Below are 17,845 nucleotides of genomic sequence, written 5' to 3'. Positions count from 1 at the left end.
TGAGCCATCTCCTCAGTGAGGCTTAGAGGTTTTGTTGATCTCGGAGACGACGCCGCTCCAACCATGATCGTCGGTCGCGTGATCGGTCCCCGGCGGCGCGAACAGTGGTCCGTCACGGACAGACAGTTTCGGATCCAGATACAGCCCGCAGTCGTGGCGCTGCTCGGCGTCGTCGTTCTTGGCGATAACCGCTTTGTTGATCCTGATGGCTTCAAGCGCCGACGACTGCGACATCTCTTCGTAGGGCTTTTCGGAGATGAGCTTCACGAACTTTGCCGATCGAGGGTCGCTGCCGGCAGCACGCTCAATCGCCGCTCGGTCCTCCGCCGAGCGCGGTCCTGACACTTTCTGTACCGAAGGTGCCGACGGCTGGACTGCAGCAGCCACCGGCACCCGCCCGTCGGACGCGAGCGACAGCTCACGGTGCGGACCTTGGATGGCGCTCGGTTGCTGCGACTGCAGCTCAAGAAGAGCGCTCTCAAATGTACCGATGGCATCGACTAGGCCGGCGTCGACGGCCGCCTGTCCGATGAAGGTTCGCGCCTCCGTGCCGCGGACAGCCTGTTCGGTCATGCGACCATTGCGACCCTTCACAACGCCAGAGACGAACAGGCCGTAGAAGTTGTCCACCTCTGCCTGGAGATCCGACTTAACGCTAGCCTTAAGCGGCTCGTAGGGATTGCCGTCCACCTTGTGAGCGCCCGCATGGATCAGCGTCGGCTTGATGCCCTTCTGGTCGAGCGCGGCGGAATAATCCACATGCATCAGAACCACGCCGATCGAGCCGGCGATGCCGCTCGGCGCGATCACGATCTTGGAGGCGGACGCCGCGATCGCATAGGCCGCGCTCGCCGCCATGCCGTTGACCACGGCAGTCACCGGCTTGGACTTGGCGATGCTGCGCACCTTGTCGGCCATCTCGAAAGCCCCGACGGCTTCGCCGCCCGGGCTATCGATGTCGAGGATGATCGACTTCACCTCGGGATCAGCTGCCGCTTGGGCGAGCTGGAAGGCGAGGCCTTCGTAGCTGGTCATGCCCGATCGGGCTCCGATCCACGCGCCCCGGTTCACCAGGCTGCCGAGCACCGGGATCATCCCCACCCCTTGCTGGACCTGATAGGCCTTCGACCGGCCATCACGGCCGAGCGTGGTTCCAACGAAGCGCGATGCGTCGGGCGCGGCTTGAGCGATCTCCTGCAACTCGGTGGCATCAACTCCGATCCGGCCTTCGAGAACGGACGCGATCAGCGCCAGCTTCTCTGGAAGGATCATCAGCGGCCGGTTTACGATACGGTCGGCGATGTGAAAAAGGCTGGACATGACCCGCTCCTCAATCCCGCATCGGCGCCGGCATCGTGTCGGCGAGCCCGAGTGCGGCTCGCGGATCGATGTCAGGTCGCGGAAGCACACCGGCTAGTTCGGCGAAAGCGGCTTCCTCGCGCTCGGAGGCGAGGATGTCGGCGTCGATCTGAGCGAGGCGTTTAACGCGCTCCTCGACGGACAGCGCATTTTCGTCCTCGGCCATCGCGTCGATCTCTCTGTCGATCGCGGCCGCCATGTCAACGAGGAAGAGCCAGCTTAACAAACCGATGGCGTCGACGGCATAGAGGTCTGCCGAGCCGCCGTGCTGTTCAATCGCGGTGCCGCTCATGGGAAACCGGATCGCTCCGCCATGATCGATCAGATTGGTGACGTCGGGCTTTGCCGCCGCGATGCGCGCCTCGAGTTGCTCGCGCGCAAGCTGCTTTGCGACGGACGCTGGGAGCGGCGCCGCTTTGACTTCTCGACGGTCTGCCAGGAGCTCTCGCACGCGGCGTGCTGCGCGCTGCATCCCATCTAGCGCCGTCTCGCCGTTTCGGAGCTGCGGCACGGCGCCCTGGTAAATCTGGAAGCCGCCGGCGGCGTTCGAGCGGACGTAGCTTCTCAGGTTGTCCCCGAGGGCTAATGCTGTTTTCCAAGGTGAGCCCAATGCCTCGACCCTCTCTACGAGCTTTGTGAGGATCTCGCGGGAGCGCTCAACCTTGGCCCGGACATGCTCGATCTGGGGATGGTTGCTCAGTTCCATCTCCCGCAAGCGAGCTTTGTCGTTCTCGAGCGCGCTGCGCGCTTCCCGCATCTCGCCCGATATGCTGAGCAGCGCCGCGTGCCGGGCCTTGTGGATCTCCATGACGCTGTCCAGCCGATTTCGGACGGCGTACGGAACGCTAGCGGGCCATTCGATCAGATTTTCGGTAATCACGGTGTCGCTTCCCTCTGTAGTGTTGAGGAGAGCGACGATGATCTGTTGAGTTGGTCACTTCAAATGGCCAACTATTCGTCTGATCTGCCTGACACTTAAGACGCGCGGCAAGATCCGCATGATTTCCCAGAGAGCGCCCCGCAACGTCCCGACGCTTCGCGGGGGACACGTTTCGGCAGCTCGCTCGCGCAGCCATCCGGTGGCCGCGTATCGCCGCCACGTCACAGCGATCTCCTGGGCGGCATCGTGGTCGGTGCGGCTCGGAAAGAACCGGCGCCGACATTCGACGATCAGCGCGTCCCGCTCGGCGAAGGTGGTCGGCGGCAGCGTCAGAGCCTGGCGCAGCGCCGCCGCGGTAACGCGGCGCTGCTCGGCTGACAACTCGTCCCCGGCTTCAAGGGCCTCGGCGATGCGCCGCATCAACTCGACGTCGTCCGCTTGATCAGCCATCGAGCGACCCGAGGTCGAGCGGCGGGAACGGATCACGGCCGGTCAGCGAAAAGAGCTGGCGTCGGCGGTGATGGCCGGCCACGACTACGCGCCCCTTGTCGATCAGGCGGCACAGCGCCTTGCGCGTCGAAGCGAGCTGCGAGCGCGAGCACGCCTGCGGGCGGCATAGGCACACACGACCGGAGTAAACGCTCGCGGCAAGCTCCCGAGCCGTGAGCTTGTCGGCCCGATCGAGGACGGCGAGCAGCTCGCGCCGAAGGGCGAGCGGCCGCCCCGCAAAGTTACCTGTTCGGCGGCGCGGCCCCTTAGGCATCGGCGCCTCGGAGGGAAACTAAACCGGATTTTCCGGCCTCCCAAATACGCTGATTTACCGGGCGCGTCGCACTCGCGACCACCTCCCGGGCTGAAAGATACTTGCCGAAAAGCGGCGGCATTCGCGGGCGCGGTCGCGCTGCCGAGTTCGCTGGCGGCTCCCCGCTGGTCGACGCACGAAAAGAGCGGCTGAGGAATTGGACGCACCAGCGCGCGGCGCAGGACGGGCGCTGCCGCTGAGCAGGCGGGCGCTGGTGGCGGTGCCGGCGGACTGCTGTCTCGCAGCGCCAAGCCCCAGCCAGCCCGCCAGCGCCGCTTGCACGCTCGCGCGCGCGTATACTCTCTCTCGTCTTGGCGTGCTGTTGATGATGGTGGGCGGTGTTGTGGCGCAGATGCCGGTTCAGCGACTGCGGACAGGTCCGCAGTTGAGACGCCCACCCGGTGTCCGGCGGGCGGAGCGCCAGCGACCGTCCCGCCGTTGTGGATAACGGTGCATAAGCTCCAGCAGTGCTGGAAAGCGGCCGGACGCGCTGGAGCGCGCCGGCCTCTGAGCCGAGAGGAGGCGTTTTTGGACTTCTATGGTCCAATTGGTCCAATGAGGTCCAAAAATGCTCCAAAATCGGTGTCATTGGTCCAAATCCATTGGTCCAAAATCTCCCTCCTTTAAGGAGGAGATTGGGACATTGGACCTGGGAGTGGTTTGAAGTGACCAGATGTCCTGATGAGAGTAGTCGAGGCGTCCCTGTCGTTTCAGCTCCTTCAAAGTAACGCGCAATTGTTCGGAACCCGACTTTCCCTCGGACACGATCTGCTGGTCGCGGGCGGCGCTTAAAAGCGCCGCCCGACCGAACCGACCAGATTTGTTCAGCCGATCGAAGAGCTGGAGCAGCTCGGCAGCTCGACTCAAAATGGCCTGCGAAGCCACGGGGTCACCGTTTCGAACACTACCGATTGCTTCCATCACCACCGTGCTTTCGGCGTCGGCAGCTGCGGTTCGAGGGGTGAGCTCGACCTGTCGCAATCGAAAGCGAAACGACTGCCCCTCCGGGATGTCGTTAGCCGCCGTGATTTTCGCTTCGCGAATGTCATCTGACCGCTTCTCCAGAGACATCAAGATGTCTGCACTTGCTGGCACGGCCGAGCTGCCGCGCATCTTCGTCTTCCCTTGGGTGTTGTGATGCAGAACGATGACGCCGGCTCCCACCTCCTCAGCGATGCGACTGAGCTGATTGAAGATGAGCCCCATCGGACCCGCGGCATTCTCGTCGACGCCTCCCGATGCCCGGTTCAGGGTGTCGACAACAATCAGTTTCACGGGGAGGGTCGAGGACATTTCCTTTGCGGTGTCGATGATCTTCTTCGCATCCTCAGCGCTCGCGAGGTTGACCGGGCCGCTGCATACCGCGATCGGCGGCTCAACGTTCTCGTGTATGCGCTGGAGGGCCCGGAAGCGTTTCTTGGTCACAGGAGCCTTCTCAAAGGCTCCATAGAGCACTGCAGCCTTGGTGACAGAGCGACCAAATATCTCGCCACCGGTGGCTACGGCGAAGCTGATGTGCGTGGCCAGTTGTGTCTTTCCCACCTTTGTGTCGGCATGAATTACCATCACTTCGCCGACGCCGAGGACCCCGCGAATAACCCATTCCTTTCGCTTAGCCGAGCTGGGATCACCCAGCCATTCGACCGACAGGGTGGGTGCAGGTCGGTCTGAATTGCGTGTCACGCTGCGCGCTGCTCCACGGATCTGCGTCTGCACTGACATCAAAGGCTCCCGTCGACTTGCAAGCGAAAGTCGGGACCGTGCAGCTCTTTGCCGATCGCGTCGGATAGCTCGATGACTGCGAGGCTCTCACAATCCTCACAGTCGATGCCTATGGACCGTAGCTCGTTACACAGCCTTTGGAGTTCGCGCTCGAGATAATCCTCCGCCTCCTGCTGCGTCATCGCGCGCATTGCGCGCGCGATGCGCTCGACAATGTGCCGCCGTCGACCAAACGGGAACGGAATGATTTCTCCCTCTGCTGATGGCGTCCGCTCCGATGACCGCAGAACGAGCCGAAACTTGATGACGTTGGCCATGTTCAGAACACCTCTTCGTCAACGGTGGTGGTCTGCTCGGCCGCGCGCGCGTTCGGCGCGCGGCTCGGCCCAAGCTGCTGGACCCAGCTAAGCGCTTCTGTGAGCTGGTGCTCGATCTGGAAGAGCTCGTCGTAAGTCATGCCGCCGGCCATCTCGCCGTGCTGGTGCTGTCTGCAAAAGCTGTGAAGGTCGTGCACGAGGCGGATCAGCGTGCCGGCGCGTGCATAAGGGGAGGGAGAGCGTTGGCTCATCTCGGGTCCTCGATCTGGTGAAGGGATGCGCCCGCAGGCACCGGGGCTTGGGCCTGCGGGCGCTGTGCCGCCGGCGTCCATCCCGCCGGCAGCGGCTGCGCCGGCGCCCGGAAACTGTGACGGGCGCGGCTGCAACTTGTGATCGTCTAGGACGACCCTCCAGGAATGACGCGGCAAGCGTCGCGGAAGGCGTCGAGATCAGCTTCTTTGTAGAGAATGCGACCACCGATCCGGATGTAAGCCGGTCCGGTACCGGCGCATCGCCATTTCGCCAAGGTGCCTGGGGTTAGACCGATGCGCGCCGCGGCCGCCTCGGGTTTGTGGTAGCCGGATGGAGCCGGCGTGCTCGCTTCCGGTGCGCTCTCGCGCCTCTTGCTCGTCGAGCCTTTTGGACGCCCGCGCGTTCGTCGCGCGTCGTTCTGGCCCGGACCTTGGTCAATCTGATGCATGATGGGCTTCCTTCCGCCAACTCAACGAACCGTTGTTGATGCGGAAGAAAGTGCAGCAAACTTGTAGGATTAAAACCCGGTCACGATTTCACTAAATCGATGCACCAATTAATCATCGCCTGCCCGGCTTGCTCCAAGCTGCTGCACCGCTTAGAGAAACCGCCGGTTTCCACAGATCAAAAAATTTTCGCTCGGACAAATCAGCGCAGAGATTTCGAGCTTCTATCAGCATGCTCGACTTTGAGCGTGGCTTGTCGGGATTGCTGCGCATCTGATCGATCAGCCAAGACAATATCGGGTCGACGCCGCTGTGTGGTGATGCCATCGCAACGGAAGTGGGCTCGCTCGGAATAACCATTGGCGAGAAGATCTGGACATCTCCATTCGCTGCTCGAGCAATTGGGGAGGAGGAAGGGTCGAACAAGAATTGCCGCCACTGATCCGGGTGGATGGGTCGAAACGGCTCTGTGAGATCGTGCCACCGTCCCACGAGCATGGCGTGGCCTTGTTCAAGCGCCTGCGCGAAGTTCTGCTTTTGAGACAAGCCGAACTTCACCGCGAACGATGCGAGTTCAACAACGGCGCTGCGGAGACCGGGCTCCACGGCTTCGAGCCCGGGCGCGTCCGGCTCGCATACGAATAAATATTCCACGTCGCTGTAGCCGTCGGCCATCAAGGATTGATGACGCTCAACGTGTTCGAGGTGCATTTTTCCGGTCGAACCGTCCACCACAAGCTGAACCTGGTCTCGCCGGACGGAAACGGCACGATCGGATAACTGAGCAACAGACCGGCTCTCGGCTTCGGCAGACATTTCGCGATATCGTCGCTCAACAAAGGCGTGAAACTCCGCTCCGGGCTTCACGTGCTCTGGAGAGAAGAAGAACATTGCTTGCGGTATCGTAAGCCAGTCCGGATTGGCGCGCGTCCATTCGTGGGGCGAGGGGAGCTGTTCGTGCACCATCATCGCCCCTCGCTAATTTTGTGGATCGACGCGCCACCACTTGGCTGCTCGCCCAGTGCGGTAGAGAGATGGCTTGCGATCCGCTCCGAAGCGCGACGCAGCGGATCGTTGTCCAGATGCGCGTACTTTGCCGTGGTGTCCGGGTGGCGATGGCCCAGCAACCGGCCGATGATCGGAAGCCCGAGATTGGCGCCAGCGCCAACGCTGGCGTGAGTGTGGCGGAGATCATGGATGCGCAGGCCGTCTAGCCCGGCGCGCTTCACAAGCGCGCCCCACGGCCGCTGGAGATCGGCACGAGGCTGCTCATCCTTTTCGCCCGCCGATTGTCCAGCGATCACGTATTTCCCGATGCGAGGAAGATCGGTCAGGATTTGCAGCGCCGGCGCGTTCAGAATGATCGGCTTCCGGCCGGTCTTGCTGTCATCGAGGAAGAGCAGTCCGCGCTCGAGGTCGACGTTTCGCCATTCGAGGTGCAGTATCTCTCGCAGTCGAGCGCCGGTGAAGATGAGAAGGCGAATTGCCGCCGCCGCGAACTGGTCGATCTTCGTGAACCTGTTCTCCGGCTTCCGTGCGTGCTTCGCCTTCTTGGTGTCGTCCACCAGGTGGGGCAGGCCGATCGTTTCGGCCTCGCGGAGCGCATCCCCTAACCGAGACAGCTCCTCCGAGGTGAGGTATCGCTCGCGGCCTTGCTCGCGGAACAGATCGATCCCCTTGGTGGGGTTTTCCATGCGAATTTTTTGGTCAGCGATCGCCCACGAGAAGAAGCCGGAGAGGACCTTGACGAGCCGGTTCGCAGTGACGGGCTTCTCCGTCCCGACATCGCGGTGAAGCTTGACCACGTCGGCGTCGGTGACGTCCTGAACGCGCTTTGAGCCAAGAGCGGGAAGGATGTGCACCCGGAAATAGAGATCGTACAGTGCGAGGGTCGATGCCTTGCGGTCCACCTTCGTCTCGGGCTTGAGAAAGACGGTCGACAGCTCCTCCATCGTCGGAGCTGCGCGCGCAGTCTGCCGGTCCCTCGCCGGGTCAGCGCCCAATCGTGCGGCAGCCAGAAGGTCTTTAGCAGCGCCGCGGGCCTTCTCCGCGCTCAGGGTGGCGGTTGATCCAAGCGTCATCCGGCGCGACGGAGCGCGCCGGCCGCCGCCTCCGGCGCGGTACTCGATGATCCAGGCTTTGGCCCCGTTGGGGGTGACCCGGAGCCCGAAGCCGGGGAGGTCAGCGTCCCATTCAATGAACGTTTTCTCTCGCGCCGCGAGCTCGGCCACGACCGTCTTGGTCAGTCTCGAAGTCCCCACGAAAGCTGCCTCCGTCAGAGCCCGTGTCGGCACCATGTAGGCACGGCGCGGGGAAAGTCCGGGAAAAGTCAGCTACCGCGATACATGTTTTTGCGATGAAAAACAACGAAATATCAGGGATTTGAGGTATATTCTGGAATTTCTGTGCAAAGTCCAGAAAAGCCGGAAAATGCGAAAATTCAATCTGGGAGACTAGGGGTCGGAGGTTCAAATCCTCTCGCTCCGACCATTTTACCAACTCATCTGCCGGACGTTGACCGTTGGCGCGGCGTCCATGCCGCCGGTGTCACATGCGCGATCCGTCAGGCTAGGGCGCGCTCTCCATAGGATTTGGCTATCCGCCTACCTCAAATACCCCACCACCATCCTCGTCGTCTCATCCACCAGCGTCCGGACCGTCTTCTCCGGTAACGCCTCCGCCTGGTTCAAGACCGTGTTGTGCGCCACTGCTTCGATCGTGCTGACGCAGAGGAAGGTTGCGATGTCGAGATCGATTTTGCGCATTTCCTTGCGGTGGTTCTCGAAATAGGCGCGCACCAAGGTGTGGACTTCGCGGATGAAGGCTTCGGTGTCGAGCTTTCCCGCGCGGGGGATCTGCTCGGCGAGGACGCGGTGCAGTTTCGGGTTGATGCGGTGGGCATCGATCGCGACCGTGACGAGGCGGCGCACGGCTTTCTCGATCGGCATGTCCGCGATTTCGCAGAGCGTGGTGCGGACGATCGCCATGGTCTCCTCCTGGTGACGGTGGATCACGGCGGCGACGAGCGCCTCCTTGCTCGGGAAATATTGATAGAGCGAACCGACGCTGACGCCGGCGACCTCGGCGATCCGGTTGGTGCTCGTCTTCTCAAAACCCTCCCGGACCAGAATGCGAGCGGTTGCCTCGATCAGCGCGTCGACCGTGGCGCGGGATCGCTCCTGCGAGGCATTTTTCCGAGGTGTTGTGGGCGGTTTGCGGGCCACGGTCTTGTGATCTGAATGCGAGTAGGAAAAGCGAGTGAATGCTCGCATTATATCGGCGAGTGGCGACGGGTCGGCAAGCCTCTTTGTCGCCGTGTCCAAAGAGCCAGATGGGGATGTGGCCATGAGCGTTGCCAGGATCGTGTCGGCCTTGCAGTTTTGCCCGGGCGGCTGCGTCTTCGGTCCGCCGGCCCGGCGCGATCCTGCGCCGAGCTTGCAGAGCCAAGTCTTCAACCTGCTGCTCCGGCTGCTTCCCTACAAGCAGCAGCTTGCCTCGGCCGAGGCCGTGCAGGCGCATGTGCAGAAGCTGGCCCTGCAGCCGGCCTCGTTCGAGCCGGCGGGGCTGGGCCGCAATGTCGAGGCGGTGCTGACGAAGATGGGCGGCTGGCCGGTCTATTACACCGCGCCATCGTCGGGCCATGAGGGCTGCAATCACGTCATGTTCATGCATGGCGGCGGCTATATCAACGAGATCGCGCCGGCGCATTGGCGCTTTGTCGGCCAGATGACGCGCGAGGCCGGCGTCGTCTGCGTGGTGCCGATCTATCCGCTGGCGCCGCGCGCGACCGCGAAGGACGTCGTGCCGGCGACAGGCGAGCTGTTGCGAATGCTGCTGGAGGACGCAGGGTCTGCCAAGGTCACCGTGGTGGGCAACTCGGCCGGCGCGGGTCTTGCGCTCGCCGCATGTCAATGGCTGCGCGATCGCGGCCATCGGCAGCCGGACCGGATGGTGTTGATCTCGCCGGGGGCGGATGGGTCTGTCAGCCGTCCTGAGCAGGCGGAAATCGCCGCGCGCGATCCGATCCAGGACCTACCGGGCATCGTCGAAGCGGCGCGGCTCTATGCCGGCGGGCTCGATGTCGGTCATCCCTTCGTCAGCCCGCTCAACGGCGCCTTCCGATCGCTAGCACCGATGACGATCTTCTCCGGCACGCGCGATCTGCTCTACCCTGACAGCGTCGATCTCGCCGCGCGGGCGCGGGCGGCGGGCGTGCCGGTTGAACTGCATCTGTGGCGGGACCAGCCGCACAATTATGCGCTGATGCCGACGCCGGAGGGCCGGCGCGCGCGTGCGATCATTTTGCGGGCGGTAGCTTAAGGAGAGAGGTGATCGTCTCACAAAGGGCGCCATCTCGCGCGAGACTTTGGCGCTCGCGGGCTTGGCCTGGCAGGTTTGGCGCTGACCGTGCCGCGCGGAGGGACAAGAGCGGCCCTCGGGCGTCTCCTCGATATCAGTAGTTTTGCGGGGCCTTAGGCATGGCCCTTGATCTCGTAATGACCCGGCACGCATTTGTAGCGCTCGAGGCGCCAGTTGGCATGATAGATCGGATGCTCGTCCATCCATTTTGCAAGCGGGGCCTGGGCACCGACTGCGCACGCCATCATCGACATATCGGGCGTCATATTGCTGTCGGTTATGATTTCCTCGACACAGCTGCCCGAGGCAGCAGCGCCAAGCCGGCAGAGCACGGCAACGACGGTTATGAACATTCCAGTCACCTCATTGGTAGTTTCGACCACGAGGAGGATGCAAGCCGAGTGCCACAGGCTGTGTCGAAAACGACACGCCGGCTGGACCTGCTTGCCCCAGCGTTCCCCATTTGACGATTCGGATTGTAAAAAGATTGCCCATAAACCGAAGCCGGGGAACTACGGGGAACCCACAGGTAATAGAGCAGCGATGAGCGATTGTGGGGGCAGTGCCGCGCCAGCAGCCCTTCACAGCAACGACTGCGCCGATACGCTTCGAGGCATGGCGCAATACTCGGCAAGAGAGCGGGACCGCCATCAGGCTTATGGAAACGCGAGGGCAAACCATGAAGGCACGACCATCAGGCGTAATTCCGCCGATGACGACGCCATTCCGGAAAGATGGCGAGATCGACTATCGACTCATAGCGCCGCAAGTCGAATGGATGATCGGCGCAGGCGCGCATGGCATTGCCGCCGGCGGCTCGACCGGCGAGGGCCATACGCTCGACCATGAGGAATATCGCGACCTGATGGCGGCGACGGTTGAGGCGGTGAAGGGGCGCATCCCCGTCATCGCCGGCATCATCGTCGACTCCACGCGCGATGCGATCCGCCGCGGCAAGCTCGTGCGCGACATGGATGTCGCAGCCCTCCAGGTCACGCCGGTGCATTATCTGTTCAAGCCTGATGACGAGGCAATGGTCGCGCATTTCCGCGCCATGGCGGATGAGACCGGTATGCCCATCATCATCTACAACGTGGTGCCGTGGTCATATCTGTCGCCGGCGCTGCTGACGCGGATCATGACCGAGGTGCCGCTGGTCGTCGGAGTCAAGCAGAGTGCGGGCGATCTGAAGCTGTTCGCTGACCTCATGATGATGGCCCCGGACAAGCTGATCTACAGCGCAGTCGATGCCCTGATGTATCCCTCCTACACGCTCGGGGCGCACGGCTCGATTGCCGCGATCCTGACCGCCGCGCCGCATGCCTCTGTGACGCTGTGGGATGCGGTTAAGGCGGGCGATCATCCGCGCGCGCTCGATCTGCACAAGAAGCTGCTGACGCTGTGGAACGCGATCATTGCCGATAATCTGCCGGCCTGTACGCGCTATGCGCAGACGCTTCAGGGCCTGCCCATGACCTATCCGCGTGCGCCGATGCCGGAGGCATCGAGCGCGCAGCAGGCTGGGATCCGCAAGGCGCTGGAGGCGCTTGGCGCCGTGAAGGGGGGGCGGGTGGAAGCGGCCGAATAGTCCGCGCGCCGAAATAACCAATGTCGAGACGCCGCGCCGATCCGCTTTTACCTGCGGATGCGGCGCCGGTACATTTCGCGCACGTCGCGGCGCATCAACGATGAAGAAACAGACCGACAAGGGGAGGGGCCGAAAATCCCATGAAGGAATTTGCTGGAAAGATCGCCGTCATCACCGGTGGTGGCACGGGCATGGGTCGGGAACTCGCCCGACAGCTCGTTGCCGAGGGCTGCAATGTGGCGATGTGCGACGTCTCGGAAGCCGCCATGGCCGAGACCAAGCGGCTCTGCGAGGTCGAGAAGCTGCCGCAGGGCCTGCGCGTCACGACGCATGTTGCCGACGTCGCGATCGAGGATCATCTCAAGCGTTTTCGCGACGAGCTTGCCGACCAGCAGAAGACGGACAAGGTCCATCTGCTGTTCAACAACGCCGGCATCGGTGGTGGCGGCAGCCTGTTCACCAACACGCGCGAGCAGTGGGAGCGCACCTTCAACATCTGCTGGGGCGGTGTCTATCTCGGCGTCCGCACCTTCCTGCCGATGCTGGTCAAGGCGGACGAAGCCCACATCATCAATACATCCAGCGTCAACGGCTTTTGGGCCTCGATCGGCATGAACCAGGCGCACACCGCCTACAGCTCGGCGAAGTTCGCCGTGAAAGGGTTTACCGAAGCGCTGATCAACGACCTCCGTCTGCACGCGCCGCATGTCAAATGCTCGGTGGTGATGCCGGGCCATATCGGCACCTCGATCGTCTCCAATTCACGCAAGGTGCAGAGCACCGACGGATCAGCGCGCCTCAACGCCGACGAGGTCGTGCTGACGCGCAAGCGGATGGTCTCGGCAGGCGTGCCAGATGCTGACAAGATGTCCGACGAGGACATTCAGGCGGCCTTCGCCGAGCGGGCCCGCAGCTTTCTCGAGGACGCGCCGACCAGCGCTGCACAAGCCGCCAAGATCATCCTTGATGGCGTGAAAGCCGAGCGATGGCGCATTCTGGTGGGCGAAGACGCAAAGCGCCTCGACGAGCGCGTACGCGCGACGCCGGAGCAGGCCTACGACCGCGCCTTCTATGAAAGTTTTACCCAGGAGGTCGGCTGGCGGCTTGGCTGAGACCGTCGGCGATCGCGCGCGGATATAGGGATGACGGCCGTCATCGCAAGAGGCGCCCGGTCCATTTTCCTTCGCGTCGTGCAGATCTTTACCATCTTATGACGAAACGGAAGGTCACGCATAAGGCAATATTCCCGCGTTCAAGCGATGGTGATCTCAAACATGTTTCATTTGAAGCAAGCCAACTTGGTTGGCGAACTAAAATAGTTTAGTGAATCAGGGGTAACGCCACGATTGAGCGTAGCTCCGATGATACCCGCATGCCTCTCCGATGATTTTACCCTCTGCCCGGAGAGAGAGGATATCTCCGCTGAATTCACACGGCTGCTCACCGCGGCCCAGGAGGGCGGCGCGACCATCGCCGAATGCCTGATGATCGCGCGGCAGTTGAAGCGCGGCGATGAGCAGTCCTGGCATCGAGAGTGGAAGAAGCTGGCGCAGGCTAACCGGCATCGTGCCGAGGCGGCATTCGCGGAAGGGCACCTGGTGACCGCGCAGCGCAACTGGCTGCGCGCGATGAACTACTACGGCGCGGCCGCAATGCCGCTCGATCCGGTCGACGAGCGCCGCTGGGTTGCGGTGCTTGCGATGCAGGAATGCGCCCGCCGTTACCTCTCGTCGCGCGGGCCGACCGGCGAGGTCGTGACGATCCCGTGGGTCGAAGGACATGCGTTACAAGGCTATTTTCTTCCTGCGCCGTGGGCGAACGGGCGCTCTCCGACCGTGATCTGCGTCGGCGAGCCCGGACATCGCAAAGAGGAGTTTTTGGTGAAGCTCGCTCCGCATGCGCGTGAGCGCGGCTTTGCGATGCTGGCGATCGATCTGCTCGGCGAGGAGCGCGACGATTACATCGACATTTTGTTGCAGCGTCGCGATCTCGAGAGCTCGATCGGCAGCGTGATGAATTATCTGGAGCTGCGCAGCGACGTCGATTTCGATCGGGTCGCGATCGTGGCCGACGGGTGGGGCTCTTCCTTCGTGGCGCGTGCCGTGTTGCAGGAGCCGCGTCTGGCCGCAGCGGTCTGCGACGGCGGCCTGTGGGATCTGCACGAGCGGTCGTTCTTTGCCAGCCGGTTTGCGATGAGCGATCTCAGCATCGTCCCGGTGCCGCATGCACCGCTGATGGCCTCCAGTGCCGAATGTCCGGTGCTGATCACGATCGGCGAGGACGGTTGGCTCAAGGCCGACCGGGCGCAGCAGATCGTGCAGAAATCCCGGCTCGGCAGTTCGGACATCGTGCTGAAAGTGTTCACCGCCGAGGAGACCGGCGCGGCGCAAGCCCACGCCGACAATCCGAGCCTTGCCAACGAATACATCTTCGACTGGCTCGAATCGCGACTCGGCGCCGCAGGCCGTCGGATTTGAGCGCGATCTCTCCGGGCCGAGAGACGCATCCGCGCCTTAGAAATCGAGGGAGATCCGGACGCACGCCTTCTCGAGACGGGTCTTCAGCGTCGCGAGCTTGGCGGTGAACTCGGTCAGCTCGTTCTCGTCGAACTCCTGGAAGACGAATTCGCGAATCGTCTTGTACTGCTCGTTGAGGCTGGCGATGTGCTTTTGCGTTTTCTCAACCAGCGACAGCCGCACCACGCGTGCGTCGGTCGGCGAGGGACGGCGGCGCAGCAGGCCCTTCTTCTCCAGCAGCTTGGATTGGGTGGTGACGAACGACGGATCGACGTGGAGGAGCTTCGAGACCACGTTGACGGGGACGCCATCATCCTTGTCGAGGTCCGAAATCGCCATCAGGATCAGCCATTGCGGTCCACTGATGCCCAGCGTTCTCGCCCAGAACTGACGCAACTCCTCCAGATACATGTTGATCGACGATATCTCCCAGGTGAAACGCCTGATGATATCGAGATTGCCGACGGAGCGGAGGCGCGCCCCTTCTTTCCTCGTCGCTGACACAGCGTCACTCCCGCAAGTGATCTCTTTCCGATCATTGTTTGTGCCGGGGCATAGTCCACGCAACTCTGCTCTGACGCAAGTGCAGAGCAGGGTAATTGTGTCACAGAAACTACAAATATGATTCGGTCAGGCTTGGGCTACGTCGAGTGTTGCTCTGCCGACACAGCGTTAGCGAAACCACAAAGCTTATCTAATAAACTATTTTGATTAACGGAACGGCGCAGGCATATTGATCCGCGACGGTGGGGGGTTCTCGATCGTCCCGTTGCAGGTGGTTCGCTCACGTCCCTCGCGTCGAATGCGGGTACGTCCGAAAGCGCGAAGCGGCCGAGCGGATTTGAAGAGACGGGGATCTGGGGGGCCTTACGGTCCGGTCTCCGTAAAATGAGCAACTTGGAGGTTTTAAATGAAAGTGGTGAAGAGCCTTTTGCTCGGCACTGCGGCGGGTCTGATCGCCGTCGGTGGAGCGCAGGCAGCTGATCTTCCGCTCAAGGCCAAGGCGGTCGAATACGTGAAGATCTGCTCCCTGTATGGTGCGGGTTTCTACTACATGCCGGGCACCGACACCTGCATCAAGCTGGGTGGTTACGTCCGCGCCGACGCGATTTTCGGCGGCGCTGGCGACTATGGTTTCAACCAGAATGCGCCCACTTCGAGCAACAACGGCGGTTCGAACAACCGCCTGACCAACTACTTCTACACCCGCGCTCGTATGGACCTGAACGTCGATACGCGTACGGCGACCGAGTACGGCGTCGTCCGTACCTACGCTGACATGATCTTCAGCTATGACACCGTCACCGGGACGCAAAACACCTCGGCGCCCACTGGTGGTACGTCGTTCGGTGGTGGCGGTGCTACGCTCGGCCTCTACCATGCGTTCATCCAGTTCGCGGGCTTCACCTTCGGCCGCACGGTCTCGATCTTCGACGCACCTTGGCAGAGCTATCCGGCTGGCGGTCCCGATACCATTCCGGGCGGCAGCAATCACGTCAACGGTATCAATCAGCTGGCTTACACCGCTGACTTCGGCCAGGGCATCACCGGTTCGATCGCGTTGGAGGAGGAGACGTCGGCGAACAACGGCCAGTCGAACCTGTGGAACGTCAACGGCTTCTCGGCTTCTGGTTCGGTCAGCGGTTCGACCGGTCTCCCGACCGTGACTTCGGCTAGTGCCGCCGCTGCTGCTGCTCTCATCCAGGGCCAGTACGGCGTCAACGATTGGGGTGGAACGCGCGTTCCCGATATCACCGGTGCGGTCCGTGTCGACCAGGCTTGGGGTCTCGCCCAGCTGTCGGTCGCTGCGCATGACCTTCACGCCGGTTACTACGGCTCGACGGAGCCCTCGGGTCATCCGTCGGACAAGTGGGGCTGGGCTGTGCAGGGTTCGTTGTCGATCAAGAACATCCCGACCGGTGCGGGCGACAACATCAACCTGCAGGCCGTCTACACGGACGGTGCGACGCGTTACAACTTCCAGAGCCTGTTTCCGCAGAGCTTCTTCATGTTCAGCGGCAGCGGCTCGGCGTATCAGAGCGTCGGCTTCGCCGGTCTTGCTGATGGCGTCTTCGGAACTGGCACCGGCATCGATACCGTCAAGACCTGGGGCGTCCGCGGTTCGTACACCCACAACTGGAGCCCCTACTGGGCGAGCGCCATCTATGGCGGTTATGCTTCGGCGAGCTACGGCTCGACTGGCAAGAGCCTGATCTGCGCCAACTTCGCTGCTATCGCGAACCCCGGTGCGACCTGTAACCCGGACTTCAACTTCGGCGTCCTCGGTGTCAACACCGTCTGGACCCCGGTGAAGAACCTGGCGTTCACGGCCGACGTGAGCTGGTCGCGTCTGGATCAGAAGTACTCGGGCACGATCACTACGCCGAGCACTCCGAACGGTTTCGCCTCTGCTGCAAAGCCGGCCGCCGTGTACGAGCTGAAGGACCAGAACTCGGTCACCATGATGCTGCGCGCCCAGCGCAACTTCTGATCACCGATCGTAGAAATCGATCAGAGAACCCCGGCGGGCGACCGCCGGGGTTTTTTTGATGGGCCCCTGATTTTCAAAATCAGGCCTCTCCTGCGCGAACGACGAAGACGAGCTATGCGATTCGATCGTCACCAATCTTATTTACTTACCTGAGTTGCTCAGCTATATAGTGCTCAGCCGATTTCGAAAGTCACGGCTCTTAGCTTCACGCTAAGCCTCCAAGAACCTCCGGTAGTGCCCTGCCGGAGGTTTTTCGTTGTGGGCGTACGTTGCGGTTCAGCTGCGTACGACACGCGCGCGCGAGTTCGGCCGATAGGCGAGGCGGCTGTGCCCGGTACAATAGGGCTGGCCGTCATGCGCAGCATTGCCGCAGAAGCAGAAATCCTCGGCCCCCGGCGTCGAAATGGGCCAGCGACAACTGTATTCGCCGAGCTCCATCAGCGAGCAGCGATTGGCTTCGTCGATCGGCCCGGTCGCTACGGGTGCGTTCGTTTCGGCGTAGATCGTGGCGAGCATTTCGAATTGCAGTCGGGGCACGGCTTTCGGAGCGCGCGGCGCGCTCGTCCTGTCCGGACTTCTGTCTTGGACTCTGCGTTCGTCGACCGCGCGGCCGCGCGTGAGATTCAATCGCGACAGCTTACCGATCACGGCATTGCGGCTGACGCCGATGTCCGCGGCGATCTCGCGGCAGGACAGGCCATCCTCGAAGTGCCGCTTCAACAGCTCAATTCGTTCAACGGTCCATGTTGGTGAGAGCACAGGCATTTGTAACGGTCCCAGGTTGCGACATCTGGCCATCAGGCGCCGAGATCCGTCCGCTTCACGTTCAATGCGCGTTCACGTCCTGCCATTGTCGCGAATCGACAAAAGCCCGTCCTTGATGGCGAGACGAATGCCTTCTTCGATCAATGTCCGTGCGACGCCGGGAACGCTGGTGCCGTGGGTGCCCTGTCTCACCAACTTCTCCAGGTAGGTGATGGTCGAGAGCGCCAAGGTTACGGGAATGCGGTCAGTCTCGGCTTTTTCGGTGGCCATGGCCCGAACGCTAGCCTCTTACTCGGGTACATAAAAGTAACGATTAAGACTCTATTTAGGTTCGGGGGTGGAAGTCAA

General features: G+C 62.2%; 20 protein-coding genes. 5 read left to right on the top strand and 15 right to left on the bottom strand.

Going from position 1 to position 17,845, the window contains the following annotated elements:
• Positions 1-12: 12 nt before the first annotated feature.
• From BM374_RS08790 to BM374_RS08740, 11 genes are all read right to left on the bottom strand, one after another.
• Positions 13-1,410 (bottom strand): S49 family peptidase, encoded by a 1,398-nt coding sequence (locus tag BM374_RS08790; protein WP_244552557.1) that lies wholly within the window; start codon positions 1,408-1,410, stop codon positions 13-15.
• On the bottom strand, positions 1,331-2,167 hold the full coding sequence (locus BM374_RS08785) for a hypothetical protein (protein ID WP_143270167.1): 837 nt from the start codon (positions 2,165-2,167) through the stop codon (positions 1,331-1,333). The genes BM374_RS08790 and BM374_RS08785 overlap by 80 nt, the downstream gene beginning before the upstream one ends.
• Before the next feature lie 126 nt (positions 2,168-2,293).
• Positions 2,294-2,689, bottom strand: a complete 396-nt coding sequence (locus tag BM374_RS08780) for a hypothetical protein (protein ID WP_092291003.1) — start codon at positions 2,687-2,689, stop codon at positions 2,294-2,296.
• The gene (locus BM374_RS08775) at positions 2,682-3,002 is read right to left on the bottom strand and encodes a hypothetical protein (protein WP_092291001.1); all 321 of its coding nucleotides are present in this window, start codon (positions 3,000-3,002) and stop codon (positions 2,682-2,684) included. Before BM374_RS08775 ends, BM374_RS08780 begins: the two co-directional genes overlap by 8 nt.
• A gap of 624 nt (positions 3,003-3,626) precedes the next feature.
• Positions 3,627-4,763 carry an AAA family ATPase gene (locus tag BM374_RS08770; protein WP_092290999.1) on the bottom strand — a complete coding sequence of 379 codons (1,137 nt, stop codon included), beginning with the start codon at positions 4,761-4,763 and terminating at the stop codon, positions 3,627-3,629.
• Positions 4,763-5,080: a DUF6074 family protein gene (locus BM374_RS08765; RefSeq protein ID WP_092290997.1), complete on the bottom strand. Its 318-nt coding sequence runs from the start codon at positions 5,078-5,080 to the stop codon at positions 4,763-4,765. The genes BM374_RS08770 and BM374_RS08765 overlap by 1 nt, the downstream gene beginning before the upstream one ends.
• A 2-nt stretch (positions 5,081-5,082) precedes the next feature.
• Complete coding sequence (locus tag BM374_RS08760; RefSeq protein WP_092290995.1) at positions 5,083-5,331, bottom strand: helix-turn-helix domain-containing protein; 249 nt, start codon at positions 5,329-5,331, stop codon at positions 5,083-5,085.
• Positions 5,332-5,477: 146 nt separating this feature from the next.
• Complete coding sequence (locus BM374_RS08755; RefSeq protein ID WP_092290993.1) at positions 5,478-5,780, bottom strand: helix-turn-helix transcriptional regulator; 303 nt, start codon at positions 5,778-5,780, stop codon at positions 5,478-5,480.
• Positions 5,781-5,892: 112 nt separating this feature from the next.
• Positions 5,893-6,747 carry a hypothetical protein gene (locus tag BM374_RS08750; RefSeq protein ID WP_092290991.1) on the bottom strand — a complete coding sequence of 285 codons (855 nt, stop codon included), beginning with the start codon at positions 6,745-6,747 and terminating at the stop codon, positions 5,893-5,895.
• Complete coding sequence (locus BM374_RS08745) at positions 6,744-8,075, bottom strand: tyrosine-type recombinase/integrase (RefSeq protein ID WP_092290989.1); 1,332 nt, start codon at positions 8,073-8,075, stop codon at positions 6,744-6,746. The genes BM374_RS08750 and BM374_RS08745 overlap by 4 nt, the downstream gene beginning before the upstream one ends.
• Positions 8,076-8,381: 306 nt before the next feature.
• Entirely contained in the window at positions 8,382-9,002 is a 621-nt protein-coding gene (locus tag BM374_RS08740) for a TetR/AcrR family transcriptional regulator (protein ID WP_177248184.1), read from the bottom strand.
• 121 nt (positions 9,003-9,123) lie between these two features.
• Between BM374_RS08740 and BM374_RS08735 the strand changes: the two genes are divergently transcribed.
• Positions 9,124-10,098 carry an alpha/beta hydrolase fold domain-containing protein gene (locus BM374_RS08735; protein WP_143270166.1) on the top strand — a complete coding sequence of 325 codons (975 nt, stop codon included), beginning with the start codon at positions 9,124-9,126 and terminating at the stop codon, positions 10,096-10,098.
• A gap of 152 nt (positions 10,099-10,250) precedes the next feature.
• On the opposite strand, the gene BM374_RS08730 is transcribed toward BM374_RS08735, so the two are convergent.
• Positions 10,251-10,490 (bottom strand): hypothetical protein, encoded by a 240-nt coding sequence (locus tag BM374_RS08730; RefSeq protein ID WP_092290987.1) that lies wholly within the window; start codon positions 10,488-10,490, stop codon positions 10,251-10,253.
• 326 nt (positions 10,491-10,816) lie between these two features.
• Between BM374_RS08730 and BM374_RS08725 the strand changes: the two genes are divergently transcribed.
• The 3 genes from BM374_RS08725 to BM374_RS08715 all read left to right on the top strand — a co-directional run bounded on the left by BM374_RS08725 (position 10,817) and on the right by BM374_RS08715 (position 14,202).
• Positions 10,817-11,725 (top strand): dihydrodipicolinate synthase family protein, encoded by a 909-nt coding sequence (locus BM374_RS08725; RefSeq protein ID WP_092290985.1) that lies wholly within the window; start codon positions 10,817-10,819, stop codon positions 11,723-11,725.
• A 140-nt stretch (positions 11,726-11,865) separates the two neighbouring features.
• Positions 11,866-12,837 (top strand): SDR family NAD(P)-dependent oxidoreductase, encoded by a 972-nt coding sequence (locus BM374_RS08720; protein WP_092290983.1) that lies wholly within the window; start codon positions 11,866-11,868, stop codon positions 12,835-12,837.
• A 249-nt stretch (positions 12,838-13,086) separates the two neighbouring features.
• Entirely contained in the window at positions 13,087-14,202 is a 1,116-nt protein-coding gene (locus BM374_RS08715) for an alpha/beta hydrolase family protein (protein ID WP_092290981.1), read from the top strand.
• 36 nt (positions 14,203-14,238) lie between these two features.
• Here the strand turns inward: BM374_RS08715 and BM374_RS08710 are convergent, their stop codons facing one another.
• Positions 14,239-14,745: a MarR family winged helix-turn-helix transcriptional regulator gene (locus BM374_RS08710; protein WP_177248183.1), complete on the bottom strand. Its 507-nt coding sequence runs from the start codon at positions 14,743-14,745 to the stop codon at positions 14,239-14,241.
• 406 nt (positions 14,746-15,151) lie between these two features.
• On the opposite strand from BM374_RS08710, the gene BM374_RS08705 reads away from it, so the two are divergent.
• Positions 15,152-16,732, top strand: coding sequence for a porin (locus BM374_RS08705; RefSeq protein WP_092290979.1), 1,581 nt, complete (start codon positions 15,152-15,154; stop codon positions 16,730-16,732).
• Positions 16,733-17,008: 276 nt separating this feature from the next.
• On the opposite strand, the gene BM374_RS08700 is transcribed toward BM374_RS08705, so the two are convergent.
• Positions 17,009-17,497: a GcrA family cell cycle regulator gene (locus tag BM374_RS08700; RefSeq protein WP_177248182.1), complete on the bottom strand. Its 489-nt coding sequence runs from the start codon at positions 17,495-17,497 to the stop codon at positions 17,009-17,011.
• Positions 17,498-17,569: 72 nt separating this feature from the next.
• Positions 17,570-17,767: a hypothetical protein gene (locus BM374_RS08695; RefSeq protein WP_007603456.1), complete on the bottom strand. Its 198-nt coding sequence runs from the start codon at positions 17,765-17,767 to the stop codon at positions 17,570-17,572.
• Between the last annotated feature and the right edge of the window lie 78 nt (positions 17,768-17,845).

Source organism: Bradyrhizobium sp. Ghvi (assembly GCF_900115265.1).
Lineage (GTDB): Bacteria > Pseudomonadota > Alphaproteobacteria > Rhizobiales > Xanthobacteraceae > Bradyrhizobium.
This window is presented reverse-complemented; position numbering and strand designations above follow the sequence as displayed.